Source organism: Marinilabilia salmonicolor (assembly GCF_003003035.1).
In the GTDB taxonomy this organism is placed as follows: Bacteria; Bacteroidota; Bacteroidia; order Bacteroidales; family Marinilabiliaceae; genus Marinilabilia; species Marinilabilia salmonicolor_A.
In genome coordinates this window covers 177,861-196,363 of record NZ_PVTS01000009.1, presented here as the reverse complement: position 1 = coordinate 196,363, position 18,503 = coordinate 177,861, and the positions used below count along the sequence as shown (strand labels likewise).

The following is an 18,503-nucleotide window of genomic DNA, read 5'->3' as shown; positions in this document are numbered from 1 at the left end:
GTTCTTTATTGTGAGGCATCCTGAAGATTGTTTAGTTCAACAATAGCCTCCAATATCAAGCGTGTGCAAGCAACGCTTGATCGGAGGCTAAGTGTTAGGCACTGTTTTTATTTTTTTTAAAGCTTCTTTCAATACTCTAACATCACTTATTGAATAATCAATAGGTAAATTTATAGCTTGAAATTTTCTCAATTTAATTGGTAACTCAAACTCCCCAATTGTTACAAGTAAAATAGATAATTTATTCTCAAGTTCATTTAAAAGCAAATGCTCTATACCATCTTCAAAACTATTAGAGGACAATGATTTTTCAGTAATTCGTATTATTGCTATTGAAGGTTGCAACCCTTCTTCTTCACTTAAATCTTCTTCAAATTCTTCTTCATTTTCAACGTCCAATAATGAATCGAATGTTAATATGCGTGTTAATTTATAACCATCTAGATCTTCTAGAATATTTATTATTATATCATCCTTGATATCTTTTAAAAAATCTTGAACAATCATTAAATTAATCTCAGATTTTTCAATATACCATTCATTTTGTAATTCAATAATTTTAGATAATTGTGTAACAAAATCTTCTACTCCTTTGTGATTATTCTCAGGATTATACTCTATAACTTCTAGTCTTTTATCTAAAAGCAACCTTCTTTTTTCTGTGAAATTAAATTTATCCTTAGGAGATAAAATAAAGTGCTTACTAAGTGTCCTTGAAAATATTGTAGATAATTTACCTAACAAGTAATCTAGATCAGGGTCAGCCCCCCCAAAACCAATAAAAAGGACTGTTTGTGTTGTGAATAGTATTTCTAAAAAACTTAAATACTCCGGACTCTTATATAGTAAATCATTATAAGATCTTGATCCTAGAACTATATCTTCTGGTCTATCTAAATCTCCATGGAGCTTAAAAATGAAAAAGTCCTTATTCCTTAATGGTGTTAATATATTATTGATATCCTTAGGAGTATATGCTTTAGGGGTTCTACCTCCTGAAGATATCGTATAAGCACCTTCTAAAAGTGAATCGTAGTTCGTTGTTAATATTGCCCTAAATGGTATATGGGTAAGTTTCTCATGGACACTATTAGGCTTCACTTCCGGATCTCGGAATATACTATTCAAAAACTCACCAATCTCGTTGGAATTTAACAAACTCTGCAACTCTTCTCCCGCCATTATATGATTTCCTTTCTCAATCATTTCCTCAATTTCAATAGGATCTGAATTGAACGAAACTCTTTTATATTTTGTCCATTCGAGAAGTTCAGTTAAAAAGGCAGTCCAATTTGGTAAAAATCTACCATCACTTCTTCTTATTTGTGAAGATAAACCAGAAGCTACAAAAAGGACACATTCATTTTTTTTTATTGCATCAATTAAGTCATATGGTATTTTAACATTTGTCATTTTTGCTACATCCATTAAGATAAAATTCTAATGGCCCTTCACGTTAATTAGTGCCTAACGTCCCGTAAAAGCGATCGTTTTAATGCCGCTTATACATTGTTAGGTATTGGCCCTTATTCTTCAGCTAATTTCAAAGCCATATTTATAAAATCACCTATTGATTTGCCTACAATTGCTACTCCCGCATCATGCACAGATGTCAAGTTAAATCTACCTTGAGCAGCACCATTTAAAGCATAATCATGCCCATCTATCTCTACTACACACCAATGCTTTTGACGGCACTCAATAATAACCTCACTGGCATAAAAGGGCCAATCACCATTATATTCCGTTTTTTTAATCTTTTGGTGTTTATAGTCTGAATTATTTTTCCTTTTGATCTTATCAAATATGGTTCTCTTGCGAACTTTTGTTTCTTTCTTTTTAAATCTTGTTGTTTCTTTTCTATAGTCATTTATCCCAATCTGATTGTCAGATAACATAATGAAGTCATAATATACCGATGAAAATTGTTGAGCTTTTTGTCCTAATCTACCTAATGTGAATTGTCGGCTTATCCCACGAACAAATCTTTCCAGTTTGCTTATAATGGATTGCGTCACAAAAGCATTAACCTCATTTTGATATTCAAAGTCCGTTAGCTTCTCTAATAATTTGGTATCTGCAAGAACTATTTTAGTTTCATAATCCGACCATAATTGCTTTACATCAATGCTTGGTTTAATCGCTGATGTTATAATATCCAAATTGTGATATCTTGCATATTTCCCAAATTCTGATAATAGATAAATTAATTGTTGCAAGTCATTATCATTGGTTATAAATTCTTTATCAGCCATCAAAGATGGAATACCATTACTTTTAAAATAGTCTGAAAGTATTTTTCCCTTTAATTCGGTTAAATCATGTCCATTCCTTCCACCGCAATTTTTCAGAGTTCTACTGTCAGGATATTCATTATTTAATTCAAGATAACCCAAACAAACATGACATTTCATAAGTCTTTCCAATCCACTTGATAACAGCTGGAAAGGTAAATGATAAAAATCATTCCCCAAATCGAGGTTCTGCAACTCTCCAAATCCAAGTTTTATTAACTTAATTGAAGTTGTCAACTCATCATGCAAGTATATGTCTTTTAATACTCTGTCACTCATTTTACGTGATTTGTGAATCAAAATATGATTCTAAACTAATCTAGTTTATCAAGGTTCTCAGTCACAAAAAGTAAAACTGATAAATATTTGTAGCATATAACTTTTTCTCCGTAGTCGACCGAAACCCCATGCACTATATCATGCCTATTTACTTTTGATGGATTTCCTGAGTCTTGATTTCTTGAATATTCCCATACTGTATCAACAGGGTGTAATAACATTTGCTGAAAATACTTGATTTCTTTTGATGCAAGAATTTGTTTTAGTTTGGGTTCATTATTTCTTGTTCCAAAGAATCTAATACCAGTTTTATCCTCTGTAATTCCTTCTATCTGACTTATAATAGTTGGTATCACCAAATAGAACAGTTCTTTTTCAATTCCAGAAAATATCTGGCTTACAATAGTTTCCCTTTTAGTATTCTTTTTAATCAACAGTTTCTTAAACTTGTCAATATTTGCTGCAAAATGATTTTCAAAGAATAAATCAATCCCAATGTTATTGCTATTCTTGATTAATTCAGCTAGCTCATTTATCTCATATGGATTTAATTGATTAATATACATCCAATCATAAAAACAAGCTTTTTTAGCTATCTCAGAGAGCCTATCAAATATCTTTTCAGTTTGCTGTTGTCTTTCTAGTCTCTGACTTATTATTTGACTTAATTCTTTTGACATCATATTTATGTTTGCAGGATTTCCTTGGGCTTATGCCTAACCGCCTCCATAACCACAATGTCGTTATGCTCTCATTACAACATTGTGGTAATATGCATTTTCCCCCTCACCCCTTCTCCATCATCTCAATTACCCGCTCACTCAATCGCACTACATTCTCCATCAGCTTCATCATCATCTCAGCCTGCTTTTTATCATAACTACTAAAATCACCACCAATAGAACTACTATTTCCGATACCGTTACTACCAGTACCTGAAATTGGTGAATTCTCAATGCTTTCTATGAAATGACCAGGTTGTGCGGAAAGAATTGCCAGCGGATCCACCTTCAAAAACTCCGAAACCTTCTGCACGAGCTCGACAGTAATTTTGCTTTCCCCCCGTTCATATTTCGTATAAGCCGCTTCGCTCAGCCCCAGGTGTTCAGCCACTTCGAGAGCCTTCTTATCTCGCATTTTGCGGTAAAGGGCCAGATTACGGCCTATCTTTTTATTTTCGAGTACGGTAAATTGATCGTTGTTGTCCATGACTTTAGGGTTTTAGTGTAGAGTAGCTCCGCCATTCAGATATACAGCAGAAAGGATAACGAAAATTTCAGAAGACAATAAACCGTTACCACTTAAACTCAACGCATTAAACATTTATTAATCTGTTAACTTCTTTAACGAAAAGTTTGATTATGCAAGATAGAAGAAATTTGGGATTTAACCAATCCACATTCAAAAGTCTGCTCCGGAGAATACCATCTCTTTTCTATATACAAAAGCCCTTTGCTTTATCCCTATTTCATTTTTAAACAAACCTGTCCTGCGGTGGAAAAATCTCAAAAAAGGAAGTCTTCAATAAATCTCAATTCATCAGATTGCTTTTTGGGAATAACGAAGGTCACTATTCAAACAGCGCGGTGGCCCGTCCGCTTTCCGGGCCGGCGGATGGCGGGAAGCCAAAATGGGCGACTTTCAAGGCCTTGCGCAATGGGAGGAAATTTTGGTTTCCGCGGGGAGATAGGTTTAAGCGGACTAGACTTTTTTGGTTCCTTTTTGGGGCAATGCCAAAAAGAACAAAAGATAAACTCAATATCAAAGTAAGTCGTCAACCTCTTACAATTCCACAGATTCCTCTTAAGAAAAAACGAAACTAACTATCCAAACGGCGCGCGGACCCGTCCGTTTTCCGGGCCCGCGGATGGCGGGAAGCCAAAATGGGCGGCCCAAGGATGGCGGCAGTATCATTTCGTGCATAAAACATTGTAAAAGTGGAAATTGACAGTACTTTTTTTTAACTTTTCACGCAAAAACTAAAACCCTCTAAGAGTTTATTCGTATTACTTAAAGTCCGTCCATAAACTAAGTAAAGCTTCTCAAGTTCGCAGTGTCTGTTCAGAAGGTTCCGTTTACAAGGCCTGCCATTAGCGGAAATGCGGAGTTTACTTGGGTAAATGAGCAATTTCCGCTAATGGCGTAACGCAGTAAACGGGACTTTATGGGCAGACACTATTTAACACCAAGCAACTATTTCTGACACACAAAGATTGACACTTTATGCCTCAGGTTTTCATCCTTTCACAAGATACCGGCCTGTCCCAAAATATAAAACAGATACTCTCCAACCGGGGAATCACCTGTGAGTATGCCACAAACCTAAACAAACAACAAACTTCCGGTGATTGCGAGCATCGCGTTATTGTTGTTGAGGAAACCCCTTTAAGTTCTCCCTTGGATTTGGTTCTCAAAAAAAACAAAAAAGCAACTTGTCCTTACCACATAATTGCTTTTGCCAAATTTATGTCCACCTTCGGGGTGGTTGGTGCAATGAAAAAAGGTGCCGATGACTACATCACTCTGGACGAACATCCCGGAAATGAAGCCCCAACACTGGCCAATGCAATTACGGAAGCGATAAACCGCGACATCCACGATTTGCTGGATAGTCCAAACATCTATCAGTCTGTTTTCGAAAATATCCGGGATGCAGTTTATGTTTTTTCCATTGATCCAAGAACAGGAAAGCCCGGAAAATTTCTTAGGTTCAATAAGGTTGCCCTACACCGTCTGGGATACTCCGAAAAGGAACTTTTAAATATGAATCCTGAACAAATTGTAGCTCGGGATTCAACTCATCTTACAAAAGTTTTCCACCGGGTTTTGAAACATGGTTTTGCAGTTTATCAATCGGAACATACCACAAAATACGAAAAGATTATCCCTGTAGAAATAAATGCAAGGATTGTTAAGATAAGAGATGCACATTTAATGATTTCAGTGGTGCGAAACATCTCTTCTCAAAAAAAGTTGCTGGAAAGACTCAAGGCGGGCAACAAACGATTCAAATCGGTTACCGAAAAGTCATTAACCGGTATTTGTATCCTTAGCGAAGATGGTTTTTTTGAGTATGTAAATCCCGCTTATTCAAATATTTATGGCTACAAAAAGGAGGAGCTACTCAATAACCATTTTTCCATTATTTTGCCGGAAGGAAAACACAGCTCTATTTACGATTTACCCAAACGTTTTTTGAATAACGATTTTGATGTTCCGGGTTATTACGACGTGGTGGATAAAAATGGCAATAAGAAATATGTCTATGCGGATGCTGTGGATATCAAAAACTTCCGGGGAATAAAAAAAGTGGTCATTTTTGCCAACGATTTCACCTCAACCATCAAACACGAAAAAGAGCTTCAGTTCAGTGAAATGAAGCACAGAGCCATGATGGAAGCTTTGAATGACCCGGTTTACATTAATAATGAAAAATGCGAAATCGTTTTTGCCAACAAAGCATTTTCAAATCGGTTTGGAGAAATAGAACCAGGTAAAAACATTTGTCATCAAAAAGTTTATGGCTTTGACGAACGTTGTCCCTGGTGCAGACATCAAGACCATGAACCAGAAAGAGTACAGCGGAGCCAGAGAATAATAAAAGATCGGATTTACCACGTCTCCGAGCAGAACATTACGCTGGATAACGATTATCAAATGAGAATGACCATCATGCGGGATGTTACCAAATTGGTCAAAGCCCGTAACAAAGCGGTGGAAAGCGACAAACTTAAATCTGCTTTTCTGGCCAACATCAGCCATGAAATCCGAACTCCTCTGAACGCCATTCTTGGTTTCTCTTCTTTGATGCAACATATTGAGGTTCCCCGTGAAGAACAGTCCGAATACACCAACCAGATTCATGAAGCGGGTAGCGATCTTCTGAATGTCATTGACGACATTATGGACTTCTCATTCCTGGATTCTGGTCTAACACCAATTTCTCTTGAAGAATTTAACCTGGAGGGTCTTGTTTTAAAAGTGGAACGCGAAATTTCTTCCCTAAGACAGAAGGCACAAACAAAGAATATTAACACAGTTGTTCAGAATTTCATTCCGCCCGGTACCGTTTCCAGATCCGACGCAACGAAAATTCTCAAAATCATTGTTCAGCTATTACGGAATGCTTTCAAGTTCACCAAACAAGGCGAAATAAAAATTTCTTTCAATACCGACAAAAAAGATTGGTTACATATTGACGTCAGCGATACCGGCATAGGAATTCCCAAAGACAAACAAGATATCATTTTCACCAGATTCCGCCAGGTGGACGAAAGAAATACGCGCGAATTCGGAGGCAACGGGCTTGGCCTTTCACTTGCCAAACATCTAACACAAATTCTTGGTGGCAAAATCTCTGTAACATCAGAGAAAGGACGGGGAAGCACCTTTAAAGTGTCACTACCAATTAAAATGGACAGTGATATTGTTAATGCAGTCAATGGTGAAGTGGTTAGAAATCAGTGGATCTAATATTACATCAACTAAACATAAAACTCACTTCCTCTACCTTCTTCAATCTCCACGCGGATTACACCATTCAGAAGGTCAACCAACACCTTGACAATGCTTAATCCTAGTCCGTTTCCGGGAACGGTCTCCTTATCCGTACTACTACCCCCCAAAAAAATCATTATTAAAAACCTCACAATTTTTGAAACATTCCAAAACCTTCGACGTAACCATTCAAAACAACTCAACCACCCCCTTCCTTATTCATGAATTATCATTATTAAATGGACAAGTATCAGATAATACCATCAATTATTAAAGGCTTCGGAATAGATTTTTTATGAATAAAGAAGACTAATGCACTTTTTGACAATATTTATTTTATTAGCTATTTCTTTGCCGCTGGTTTTTCTTCTGGTTTGCAGGGTATTCCAGGCATTGATCAAAAAAAAAGCAATAGCAATGCTTGATACCACCCTCTTCCCACAAGGGTTAAAGCAAAAGCAAGAAGTAATGAATGTTTGCCACAACATCACCAACCATCGGTTCAGAAACGAAGATATTCTCGACTACTATTACAAAATAAAAGGACTTAAAACCTTGGGATTAGACTGCAAAAGGTGTTATGCCTTGAAAAAATATCTCTTTTCCCCGACCACTATTAAACTCAACTATTTTGAACAATGTCAGTTTTACGATACATTCCTATATTGCTCAAAACGAAAAAACCTACTTAATCAAGTAAATCCAGAAAAAAACGATTCCCACAACAACCATTTTAAACACTCTAACAGCTCAACAGAAGTCCGATCACAAAGTGCTTCCAGAAAAAAATCCATAAACAAGACACAGGAAAATTATCTTTTAATCCTATAAACATCTACAGACACCCGGTAAGTTATAGTCAATTCTATCTTCATGGCCCTTGATACTATTAGCTAATATCCACCGGGTGTCTTCTCTTAGGACGTGCGATTTCCCGGGACGTGCGATTTCCTTATCGCACAATCAAAAAAACCCTTAATTAGTGCCCGGCTATAAAGTCGGGAAAGTTTGTAAAAAGTCATGTGCCTGGTCAGAATGTGCCAGTTGCAATGCCTGCCCCGATTTTTCTTAGGGGGCTTGCGACCGCGTGCCGCCTAAAGCTTTAGCGCCGTGCCGTCGGCAAGCCTTTGGCGACCGATGGGTGGCGCAAGTCCGAAAATACGGAGTCCCGAGGTAGCTTTTGTAAGGTTTTTTGAAAAAAACCAACAATAATGTAATCCCGGTAACATCCTGTTATTTGGAATAAATAAAAACAATTTCATAAAATGGTTTGATTTGATTACTTTTGTGTCTGTGAAGCAAAAAATCATTTCCATATTCTTATTGCTGTCTTTCTTGATAGTACTCACTCATGAAATGGTTCCCCACCATCATCATGAAAGCAGGGAGTATGATGTTTCCACACTTTACAAACATTCCGCAGAAAACCATCATCATGCAAAAGAGGGGCATGACCATGAGAAACCCCATTCACATGATGGTCATGAAAGTCCGGAGCCCGAAGAGCATCATCAAAATTTCCCGCTTCATTTTCATTCTGCCGCCTCCGATGATTATGCCAGAGTCAGTAACAGTAATCCTGCTTTTACAAATTTCAATCCACTGATTGTTGTTTTACCTGGCACTATTTCATTAAATCCCGATCCCCCGGTTAAGAAATTACTTAAGTATTGGAATTTTTCCATTCCATTTTTTTCTTCATTTATTACCGGAGCCATTGGCTTGCGGGCACCTCCTTATTTTGTCTGATATTTTCTTTTACCAGGTACGACAGCAACTTCGCAATTTGTAACAAAGAGTTTTGACAGATGGAATTTGACAATTCCTGACATCAAAATTCTTATGCCTCTGCCATCTGCCTGCTAACGAGCATCTTTCAATATATCAATGTTTAACGGGCTCTGTTTTCGATGGGGCAAAAACCAATTAATTATGAAGCGATTCATGTATCTTTTGGTGTTCTCTGTTTACATGGCTTTTATGGCTGCTTCTTGTGCAACAGGATCACAAAAATCAGATGATCACGGCCATGAACATGGCACAGAAACTCATGAGCACGACCATGCTCAGGAACATGTAACTCAGGAAGAATTTGTCGTAGATGACAGCACAAATACTTCCGGGACTGAAGAGCATCACGATCATGAACATAATGACCATGTTCATGAACATTAAAAATTTGTTCCGGGGCCAATGGCTCCGGAACTTTTCAATTTTAGTTTACGAGATATGAAGACAATAAAATATATTCCAATTATTTCTCTATTTGCACTCTTTACCTCATGTAATGATAACCCCAACTCAGATGGGCACTCCCATGATGTTGCAGGCGAACAGGTACAGGCACATGATGACCACGCACATGAAGCTGTAACCATCAGTTATACGTTATTTGCTGACGGTTATGAGTTGTTTGTGGAGTTTCCTGCATTAGTTGCAGGCGGGAGGAGTGAATTTGCAGCGCATTTCACCCAACTCAGCAATTATAAGCCGGTAGCAGAAGGAATAGTAACGGTAAGCATTATCAAAGACACAAAAGGGATACGCAACCGTGTGGAATCACCTTCCTCTCCCGGTATATTCCGTCCGGCAATACAACCCAAGGAATCCGGTACTTACAAAATGCTTTTTGAATTGAACAGTCCATCTGGCAATGCCACATTCGAAATACCGGATGTTCGTGTATATGCCAATGAAGATGAGGCGGCACATGCCATACAACCGGAGGGAGACAGCGAAGCTGTAACTTTTCTGAAAGAGCAGGCCTGGAAAGCCCAATTTGCTACGCAGGAAGTTACTCCTCAGCCTCACTATTCGGTTATCAGGACGTCGGGTAAAGTTAAAAATCAGCCACAGGCAGAAACTACGGTAAATGCGCAGGCAGAAGGAACTGTAAACCTTATGACAATTTTGGGTGAAACCGTTAAAAAAGGGGAATTACTGGCTGTTATCAGCGGTGCCGGTATTGAAAACAATTTATCGCGCAGACTGCAGGAAAGCAAAATTGCGTTTGAAAAGAGCAAGGCAGACCATAATCGGTTAATGCCTCTTGCTGATGAACAGGTCGTTTCGCAAAAAGATTTCCTGGAGGTCAGGGCCCGTTACCGTCAGGATTCGCTTCAGTTCCATCAAATGGCTTCCCTGGTGTCACAAAATGGCATTAGGGTAACAGCACCTTCTAACGGCTATATCAGCGAAGTGAAAGTCGGCAATGGAAATTTTGTACAGAGTGGCTCTCCCTTATTTAGCCTTGTCAATGAGTCCCGGATTCTAATAGAAACCTATGTTAATCAGTCTGATTTTCAGCAGGTGTCGAAAATATTTGATGCCCATTTTTCAGTATCCGGAAAAGAAAATCCGGTAACATTGAAGGAGATTCAGGGGCAGATTGAATCAAAGAATGCTTTTATTAATGAAGGAAATACACGTATTCCGGTCACTTTTTCCGGGAGGAACAACGGACAATTTATGCCGGGAATGTTTTTGGAAGCTTTTCTCAAGACGGGTGCTAAAGAAGAGACTCTGGTGATTCCACTTTCCGCCGTCATCGAAGAACAGGGAAATTATTTTGTCTTTGTTCAGACCGGAGGGGAATCCTTCGTCAAGCGTGAAATTGAGCTGGCCAACTACGATGGCATTCATGCAGAGATAAAAAAGGGTTTAAAACCTGGGGAGCGAATTGTTACCCGGGGGGCTTATCAAATCAAGTTGGCATCTATGGCGGGTGAGTTACCGCTTCATGGTCACACTCATTAAAATATTGTTTCGTATGCTCAATAAAATAATTGACTTTTCACTAAAAAACCGTTTGTTGGTGCTGTTTTCAGCCTTTATCTTACTGATTGGCGGAAGCTATGTAGCCACCCAGATGGATGTGGATGTATTTCCCGACCTTACCGCCCCATCGGTTGTGGTTTTGACAGAAGCACACGGAATGGCAGCCGAGGAAGTGGAGCGGCTGGTCACTTTTCCCATCGAAACCAGTGTAAACGGTGCCACTAATGTGCGCAGAGTTCGGTCGTCATCGGCAACAGGAATATCTATTATCTGGGTTGATTTTGAATGGGATACCGACATCTTTAAAGCCCGGCAGATTGTCAGTGAAAAACTGGCAACAGTGGCAGAACGATTGCCCGAAAATGCAGGCAATCCCACCCTGGCTCCACAATCGTCAATCATCGGAGAAATTATGGTGCTTACCGTATCTTCCGATTCCATTTCACCCATGGAGCTGAGAACCATATCGGACTGGCAAATCAGAAACCGGTTGCTCTCCATCGGGGGGGTATCGCAGGTGGTGGTAATGGGTGGCGACTACAAACAATACATTGTGGAGGCCGACCCCGAAAAAATGGATTATTATGATGTGAGTTTTTCAGAGCTTTTTGATGCTTCAGACCATCTGAATCAAAATGCTACGGGGAGTTTTCTGAATGACTTTGGCAATGAATATGTGATTCGGGGTGTGATTCGAACCAATAACCTGGAAGACATAGGCAATTCGGTGGTCAAAATAAAGAATGGGAGTCCTGTTTCCATCAACGATGTAGCGGATGTCAAAGTAGGGGCTTCCCCAAAAATTGGTGCTGGATATCTGAACGGCAAACCGGCAGTGGTTATGACTGTTTTGAAGCAACCCAACACCAATACACTGGAATTGACAGATAGAATTGATGCAGCAATAACAAGTTTACAGGAATCGTTGCCTGCCCATGTTGAAATAAGGAAGGATGTATTCCGGCAAGCCGATTTTATCGACCGTGCCATTAACAATGTTACGCGTGCCCTGCTGGAAGGTGGACTGTTTGTAACCATTGTTCTTTTTCTTTTTCTGTTGAACTACCGTACAACAGTCATTTCCCTGATAGCTATCCCGCTTTCATTATTGGTGTCTGTTATTACTCTTGAATTGCTTGGCTTAACCATCAACACCATGTCCCTGGGAGGAATGGCCATTGCCATCGGATCATTGGTGGATGATGCAATTATTGATGTGGATAATGTATTGAAACGACTAAAGGAAAATGCCCGCCTCCCCTCAAATGAACAGGAGGCAAAACTTTCCGTCATTTTTAGTGCCTCTAAAGAAATCCGTGCGTCAATTCTCAATGCCACCCTCATTATCATCGTGGCATTTATTCCGCTTTTCTTCCTTTCCGGGATGGAAGGGCGTATGCTTAAGCCGCTGGGTATTTCATTTATTGTCTCGCTATTTGCCTCGTTAATAGTAGCCATTACGGTTACCCCGGTTCTTTGCAGCTATATGCTCACAGGCGAAAAACAGCTCTCCAAACACGAAACAGGAAGTCGGTGGGTGCGCTGGCTCAACAATAGATATGGGAAAGCCCTGGAACGTTCGCTCAATTACAAAAAGTGGATGATTGGGGCTGCAGGTGGGCTGTTTATTGGCTCCATGTTTGTCTTGTTTGGACTGGGCCGTAGCTTCCTTCCGGAATTTAACGAGGGTATGCTGACTTTGAGCACCGTGAGTCAGCCCGGTATTTCCCTGGAAGAAAGCAACAAAATGAACCTTATGATGGAGGAGGAGATGCTGGAGATGGAAGAGATAAATACCATCGTGCGGCGCACCGGCCGTGCCGAACTGGATGAACATGCACAGGGTGTTTTTTCTTCTGAGGTGGATGTACCGTTTACCCTGAACGACCGCTCCAAAGAGAGTTTCCTGGAAGAGCTCAGAAGCCGGCTGGGAACTATCCGGGGCATCAATATCACCATCGGGCAGCCCCTTTCGCACCGTATCGACCATATGCTGTCAGGTACCCGGGCCAACCTGGCTATAAAGGTCTTTGGAACCGATTTGCAAAAGATGTTCTCTCTGTCAAAACAAATTAAATCTAATATCTCGGATGTAGAGGGACTTGTAGATGTGAATGTGGAACAACAGGTTGAAATTCCACAGCTGCAGATAAAGCCAAGGCGTGAAATGTTGAAACAATACGGCATTCCGGTGAATGAATTTGCAGAATTTATTGATGTGGCATTTGCGGGTGAAAAAGTATCGGAGGTGTATGAGGGCAATATGAGTTTTGATTTGGTGTTGCGATACAACGATCGCTACCGCCAGTCAATTGAATCAATTAAAAATACCCTCATCGACACACATGATGGCAATAAAGTGCCTCTGAAAGAAGTTGCCGATATTATCTCCGCTTCAGGGCCCAACACCATCAGCCGTGAAGATGTTCAGCGGAAAGTAGTGGTTTCTGCCAATGTGGCCGGACGGGATTTGCACAGCGCTGTGATGGATGTTCAGAATATCATTAATGAAAGCATCGATTTACCCGAAAATTATTTTATCGAATATGGAGGACAGTTTGAAAGCGAGGAAAGAGCCTCCGGTATGTTGTTTTACACTTCATTGCTGGCCATTCTCATTATCTTTCTGTTGCTCTACATGGAATTTCGAAATCTTTCGGTATCAGCCATCATCCTGCTGAATCTCCCACTCGCGCTTATTGGAGGGGTTCTGAGTATCTGGGCAACGTCAGGTATGCTCAGCATTCCGGCAATTATCGGTTTTATCACCTTGTTTGGAATTGCTACGCGCAATGGCATATTGCTGGTGTCACGTTACAATCATTTGCAGGAAGAAGGTGAACCTCTTGAAAAAGCTATCATTCACGGTTCACTCGACAGACTGAATCCCATTTTGATGACCGCTCTCACAGCTGCATTGGCCCTGATTCCCCTGGCTCTGACAGGTGACAGGCCTGGCAATGAAATTCAAAGTCCTATGGCAGTGGTCATTCTGGGCGGACTGTTCAGTTCCACTTTGTTAAATGCTTTTATAGTGCCTGCTGTCTATTATCTCATCCAAAAGAAGAAGGAGGTTGCAAAATGAAAAAAGTTATATTTTTCATCTTTTTAGTATTTGCTTCAGTTAACGGGGCTTCGCAAACGCTTGAAAAATTCCTGAAAGAGCTGGAGCAAAACAACCCGCAACTGATTGCCCTGCAAAAATGGTTAGATGCAGAAGCAACAAAAGCCCGTACAGGCATCTATCCCGACAATCCTGAGGTCAGTTACAGCTACCTCCTCGGGAGCCCGGAAACCATTGGTGACCAGCAGGAGTTTGAAATTTCACAATCATTCAGGCTGCCTGGGTATTATTCATCAAAATCGGATATCCAGCAACTGGGCTATGAGCAAATGAAAACTCTGGCTGAAAAAAGAAGGAGGGAAGTGCTTCATGCTGCACGAAAAGCCTGGTTTAACTTAATTTGGCTCAATAAAAAAGAGGCTTTGCTGAAAACCAGAAATCAAAATGCAGTAAAACTGATGGTTTTAATGAAAAAGGCCTTTGAAAGTGGCGAGATTTCAAAACCGGCTTATGATAAAGCAAGAATCTATGCCATAACCATTAAAAATGAGCTGCGAAAAACCAAAGCCGATATTCAGGCTTCCGTGCAGTATCTGGTCGCATTAAATGGAAACCAACCGTTTCCTGAAATGGGTAAAAAGTATCCGGCCCATTGGAAACTTCCAAATATGGATTTGGTAATTAATAAATTGTCAGACACAAACCCTGATTTAAAAATGGCCCAAATCGGCATTCAGCAATCAGAAAAGCAGGTCAGCCATCAACAGATGGATAATTGGCCGTCATTTAATGCCGGTTATAAATCGGAAACCATTTTGGATCAAAAACTTCAAGGTTTTCAGGCAGGGATTTCAATTCCACTTTGGCAAAACGCCAACAAAGTAAAATATGCCAGGTTGAAAGTCGAGCAGGAAAAAGCCCGTTTTGTACAAAAGGAAAATGAAATGTTGGCACGTTTCAAAAGACTTTACAATGAAGCTCTTGCTTCCCGCGATAACTATCGGCAAATGAAATTTTTAATGGCCGAAGAAGAGGCTACAGATGGGAGCCTGGCATTGCTGGAAGCAGGTCAGATTTCTTTCACAGAATATTTGATGGAAGTGGAGATGGTTTATGATTCCAGGTTGACTTTTCTGAAGAATGAAAAAGACTATTTTGTCATATTGTCGAGAATAATAGCAATGAGCGAATAGATAATTTTTTTCCAAAAAAATGTATTTTCAGAATCACGATTTTACATATGCTTTTGGGTTAGAGTTAAGGTTGATAGGTCTGTCGGAATGCCGGCAGGCCTTTTTTGTGGTTACCTTCAAAATCTCCAACTAAGATTCTATTTTAAGAAATAAGTGAGACTTTTGAACTTCATGTTGCTAACCTATTTTTTCCGGAATTTTCGTCAAGGATACTCTTGCCCCCCTTCGACTCATACAAACCATTTCGTAATAACCAAAATAGAAAATCCTTAAATTGCATCATACCTGCCCCCCCACTCCCTTAAACTTCTCAACAAACGAAGCAATCTTTTGAAAAACATTCTGCTTCTTTTTCAAATACTGAGGGTTCAACGGACTCATTTTGGGTAAAACAGAATTGAGTTCAGTCCCATTCTCACTGGCATATTCACGTTTTAATGAGGTCATGATATACCTTCTGGCTTCTTCTTCATTTAAGTCCTCATCTGCTATCAATTCCGACGCCTCTGTTTTTTGTTTTTCCTGTGCAAAAGCAAAGAAAGAATCTATAATTCCTGCTTTGTCTTTCATGGTATCGAGATCTGTTTGATTGATAAAATCAACAACCAGACTCTCTTTGGCCCGGTTACCAATACTCGCACGAATAACACGGCGGATCTCCTCTATCAACTCATCCTTGTCTTTGGTCTTTTTGTTATGCTCAAAAATTAATTCAAGGATGTAGTCGAGGTTGATTTCCTGCGATTTAAGCAAGTCCACTTCAAAAACCACATCATCCCAGTCAATATCTGAGTCCTCCGCTTCTTTACCGCTTTTCTCGCGTCGCAGCCAGTCCCGGATATCGTTATAGGTGGAGCGATAATCCTGAATCGTTCGCTCTTCAGGCACATCCACCGCTTGCATGGCTGCTATATCTTCATCTGTGACAAAGTGGGTTTCTTTAAATTCCTCAACTGCGTTGGGATCATCTGTATCAACTCCTTGCAGTTCCTTAAGATGGGTAAACTCATCGTAGTTTTGAAGAATATTTTCAATACGGAGGTATTCCCCAAACAGCTTAGCAAACTCTTTTTTATCTTTTTCCGTGTCGATCTCATCCGGATCGGGGAATTTTTCATTCAGCTCCTTTACCACATCAATATAACCTCGACGCGCTTCACCGGTGACTATATCTTTAAAGCCCTCCAGATACTCCTTATAACTCTTCTCCAACACAACATTTTTGGTGCTGCTATCCCCAAAAAGGGTAATGGCATCAACAGTCGCCGTCTCCAAATCGCGAAAGGTTACAATATTGCCAAAGGTTTTGGTAGCATCATAAATACGATTGGTGCGCGAAAAAGCTTGCATCAGACCATGATAACGCAGGTTCTTATCCACAAACAGCGTATTGAGGGTAGGTGCGTCAAAACCCGTCAGAAACATACCCACGACGATAAGTAAATCCACCTCTTTGTTCTTCACACGCTTGGCAAGGTCGCGATAGTAGTTCTGAAACTCTTTGCTATCTACCCCATAGCTGGTCTTAAACATCGCGTTATAATCGTTGATGGCCCTGGTCAAAAATTCCTTTGCACTACTGTCCATGGCAGAGGGCTCAAAGCTCTCATCAGCTATCTCACCTATGGCATTTTGCTCTTCATTGGCCGCAAAGGAAAAGATGGTCGCTATTTTCAAAGGCTTTTCGCTCTCTTTTTGCAGATTGTTGATCGCTTCATAGTAGCATTTGGCAGCATCCACACTGCTTACGGCAAACATGGCATTAAATCCCTTTGCACTACCTTGCGACCGATGGGTTTTCTGTCTGTAGTTTTGCAGGATGTATTGAGAGATTTCTTTGATGCGGGAAGGATGCAGCAAGGCTTTTTTGTTTTCGGCTGCACTTAACTTTTTTTCATCTGTTTCGGTCTCTATTGCTTTAAACTTAGGCCGAACATCATTGTAGTCAACCTTGAATTTAAGTACTTTCTCATCTCTGATGGCATCGGTAATAACATAGGAGTGCAATTCACGACCAAATACTCCGGCTGTTGTTTCTGCTCCCAAAGCATTTTCCGGAAAGATAGGCGTGCCGGTAAACCCAAACTGATAGTACTTTTTAAATTTCTTCCGGAGATTCTTTTGTGCCTCTCCAAACTGTGAGCGATGGGCTTCGTCAAAAATGAACATCACCTGTTTCTGAAACACCGGCAAATCGCGCTCACTTTTCATGAGGTTATTGAGTTTCTGAATGGTGGTAACGATGATCTTATTGTCCTCTTTCTCAATATTTCTTTTCAGGCCTGCGGTACTTTCCGATCCATTCACACTATCGGGGGAGAACCGCTGATACTCTTTCATCGTTTGAAAGTCGAGATCTTTACGATCCACCACAAAGAATACCTTATCTATAAAATCAAGCTGTGTGGCCAGGCGTGCTGCCTTAAAACTGGTAAGGGTTTTTCCCGATCCGGTGGTATGCCAGATGTAACCACCACTTTCGGGCTTAGACCATTTTTTTGCCTGATAAGAGCTGGTTACCTTCCATAAGATCCGTTCGGTGGCTGCAATTTGATACGGCCGCATGACAAGAAGCGTATCACTCACATCGAATACCGAATAGGTAAGCAGTACATTTAAAAGGGTGTTTTTTTGAAAAAAGGTGGCTGTAAAATCTTTAAGATCTTTAATCAAAGTATTATCCGACTTTGCCCAGTTCATGGTAAAGTCGTAACTGTTTTTATTGCGCTCTACGGTGTTGGCAAAATAGCGGGTGTCGGTGCCGTTGGATATGACAAAAAGCTGCAGGTACTTAAAGAGGGAGTTTTTGGCATTGAAGCTCTCTTTGGTGTACCGGTGCACCTGGTTAAAGGCTTCACGAATGGCAACACCCCGCTTTTTCAGTTCCACCTGCACCAGTGGTAAGCCATTGACCAGTATGGTAACATCGTACCGGTTGGCCTGGCTCCCTGCCTGCTCAAACTGCGAAATGACCTGCACTTTATTGCGGGCAATCTTCTTTTTATCTACCAGATATATGTTCTGGATATGCCCGTCGTCAAAGACAAAGTCGTAAATATAGTCATCGTGTATTTTTCGGGTTTTATCGATGAGCGTATCACCGGGTCTGTCTAAATATTCCTCCACAAAACGACGCCACTCCCCATCGGTAAACTCCATATCGTTGAGTCGCTGCAGCTGTTTTCTCACATTGGCAAGCATGCCCTCCTGCGTGTTTACCTTACGGAGATGGTCATAGCCCTGATTGGTCAGATCCTGAATGAATTCCCGCTCAAGGTCTGCCTCCGATTGATAGCCGGCAGGCGCCTCATTCACCTCCGAAAATTTGGTGTATTTGTCTAATACAATGAAATTGTTGGATTCTGCTATGGTTTTGTAGGTCGTAGTCATGGTTATTTC

Annotated in this window: 12 protein-coding genes; 6 read left to right on the top strand and 6 right to left on the bottom strand. The window is 40.4% G+C overall.

What is annotated here, in order from left to right; genetic code table 11:
• Nucleotides 1-87: 87 nt before the first annotated feature.
• The 4 genes from BY457_RS11130 to BY457_RS11115 all read right to left on the bottom strand — a co-directional run bounded on the left by BY457_RS11130 (nucleotide 88) and on the right by BY457_RS11115 (nucleotide 3,782).
• Nucleotides 88-1,428 (bottom strand): SIR2 family NAD-dependent protein deacylase, encoded by a 1,341-nt coding sequence (locus BY457_RS11130; RefSeq protein WP_106153406.1) that lies wholly within the window; start codon nucleotides 1,426-1,428, stop codon nucleotides 88-90.
• A 98-nt stretch (nucleotides 1,429-1,526) separates the two neighbouring features.
• A complete protein-coding gene (locus BY457_RS11125; RefSeq protein ID WP_106153405.1) occupies nucleotides 1,527-2,573 on the bottom strand; it encodes a hypothetical protein in 1,047 nt (348 codons plus the stop codon).
• Between the two features lie 35 nt (nucleotides 2,574-2,608).
• A complete protein-coding gene (locus BY457_RS11120; RefSeq protein ID WP_106153404.1) occupies nucleotides 2,609-3,253 on the bottom strand; it encodes a hypothetical protein in 645 nt (214 codons plus the stop codon).
• 106 nt (nucleotides 3,254-3,359) lie between these two features.
• The gene (locus BY457_RS11115; protein WP_106153403.1) at nucleotides 3,360-3,782 is read right to left on the bottom strand and encodes a helix-turn-helix domain-containing protein; all 423 of its coding nucleotides are present in this window, start codon (nucleotides 3,780-3,782) and stop codon (nucleotides 3,360-3,362) included.
• Nucleotides 3,783-4,796: 1,014 nt separating this feature from the next.
• Here BY457_RS11115 and BY457_RS11105 point away from each other — a divergent pair.
• Entirely contained in the window at nucleotides 4,797-7,046 is a 2,250-nt protein-coding gene (locus BY457_RS11105) for a PAS domain-containing sensor histidine kinase (RefSeq protein WP_106153401.1), read from the top strand.
• A gap of 11 nt (nucleotides 7,047-7,057) precedes the next feature.
• Here the strand turns inward: BY457_RS11105 and BY457_RS11100 are convergent, their stop codons facing one another.
• Nucleotides 7,058-7,222: an ATP-binding protein gene (locus BY457_RS11100; protein ID WP_146130969.1), complete on the bottom strand. Its 165-nt coding sequence runs from the start codon at nucleotides 7,220-7,222 to the stop codon at nucleotides 7,058-7,060.
• A 1,123-nt stretch (nucleotides 7,223-8,345) separates the two neighbouring features.
• Here BY457_RS11100 and BY457_RS11090 point away from each other — a divergent pair.
• The 5 genes from BY457_RS11090 (at nucleotide 8,346) to BY457_RS11070 (ending at nucleotide 15,104) form a co-directional block, all read left to right on the top strand.
• Nucleotides 8,346-8,819 carry a hypothetical protein gene (locus BY457_RS11090; RefSeq protein WP_106153398.1) on the top strand — a complete coding sequence of 158 codons (474 nt, stop codon included), beginning with the start codon at nucleotides 8,346-8,348 and terminating at the stop codon, nucleotides 8,817-8,819.
• Between the two features lie 183 nt (nucleotides 8,820-9,002).
• On the top strand, nucleotides 9,003-9,245 hold the full coding sequence (locus tag BY457_RS11085; protein ID WP_106153397.1) for a hypothetical protein: 243 nt from the start codon (nucleotides 9,003-9,005) through the stop codon (nucleotides 9,243-9,245).
• Nucleotides 9,246-9,299: 54 nt separating this feature from the next.
• Nucleotides 9,300-10,826 carry an efflux RND transporter periplasmic adaptor subunit gene (locus tag BY457_RS11080; protein ID WP_181256460.1) on the top strand — a complete coding sequence of 509 codons (1,527 nt, stop codon included), beginning with the start codon at nucleotides 9,300-9,302 and terminating at the stop codon, nucleotides 10,824-10,826.
• Between the two features lie 13 nt (nucleotides 10,827-10,839).
• Nucleotides 10,840-13,932, top strand: coding sequence for an efflux RND transporter permease subunit (locus BY457_RS11075; protein ID WP_106153395.1), 3,093 nt, complete (start codon nucleotides 10,840-10,842; stop codon nucleotides 13,930-13,932).
• Entirely contained in the window at nucleotides 13,929-15,104 is a 1,176-nt protein-coding gene (locus tag BY457_RS11070; RefSeq protein WP_106153394.1) for a TolC family protein, read from the top strand. The genes BY457_RS11075 and BY457_RS11070 overlap by 4 nt, the downstream gene beginning before the upstream one ends.
• Before the next feature lie 279 nt (nucleotides 15,105-15,383).
• Here the strand turns inward: BY457_RS11070 and BY457_RS11065 are convergent, their stop codons facing one another.
• Nucleotides 15,384-18,494, bottom strand: coding sequence for a type I restriction endonuclease subunit R (locus BY457_RS11065; RefSeq protein ID WP_106153393.1), 3,111 nt, complete (start codon nucleotides 18,492-18,494; stop codon nucleotides 15,384-15,386).
• Between the last annotated feature and the right edge of the window lie 9 nt (nucleotides 18,495-18,503).

Bases quoted from the DNA above. Each gene is read 5' to 3' on its own strand.
- BY457_RS11130 (WP_106153406.1), bottom strand. From the start codon at position 1,428: ATGGATGTAGCAAAAATGACAAATGTTAAAATACCATATGACTTAATT.
- BY457_RS11125 (WP_106153405.1), bottom strand. From the start codon at position 2,573: ATGAGTGACAGAGTATTAAAAGACATATACTTGCATGATGAGTTGACA.
- BY457_RS11120 (WP_106153404.1), bottom strand. From the start codon at position 3,253: ATGTCAAAAGAATTAAGTCAAATAATAAGTCAGAGACTAGAAAGACAA.
- BY457_RS11115 (WP_106153403.1), bottom strand. From the start codon at position 3,782: ATGGACAACAACGATCAATTTACCGTACTCGAAAATAAAAAGATAGGC.
- BY457_RS11105 (WP_106153401.1), top strand. From the start codon at position 4,797: ATGCCTCAGGTTTTCATCCTTTCACAAGATACCGGCCTGTCCCAAAAT.
- BY457_RS11085 (WP_106153397.1), top strand. From the start codon at position 9,003: ATGAAGCGATTCATGTATCTTTTGGTGTTCTCTGTTTACATGGCTTTT.
- BY457_RS11080 (WP_181256460.1), top strand. From the start codon at position 9,300: ATGAAGACAATAAAATATATTCCAATTATTTCTCTATTTGCACTCTTT.
- BY457_RS11075 (WP_106153395.1), top strand. From the start codon at position 10,840: ATGCTCAATAAAATAATTGACTTTTCACTAAAAAACCGTTTGTTGGTG.
- BY457_RS11070 (WP_106153394.1), top strand. From the start codon at position 13,929: ATGAAAAAAGTTATATTTTTCATCTTTTTAGTATTTGCTTCAGTTAAC.
- BY457_RS11065 (WP_106153393.1), bottom strand. From the start codon at position 18,494: ATGACTACGACCTACAAAACCATAGCAGAATCCAACAATTTCATTGTA.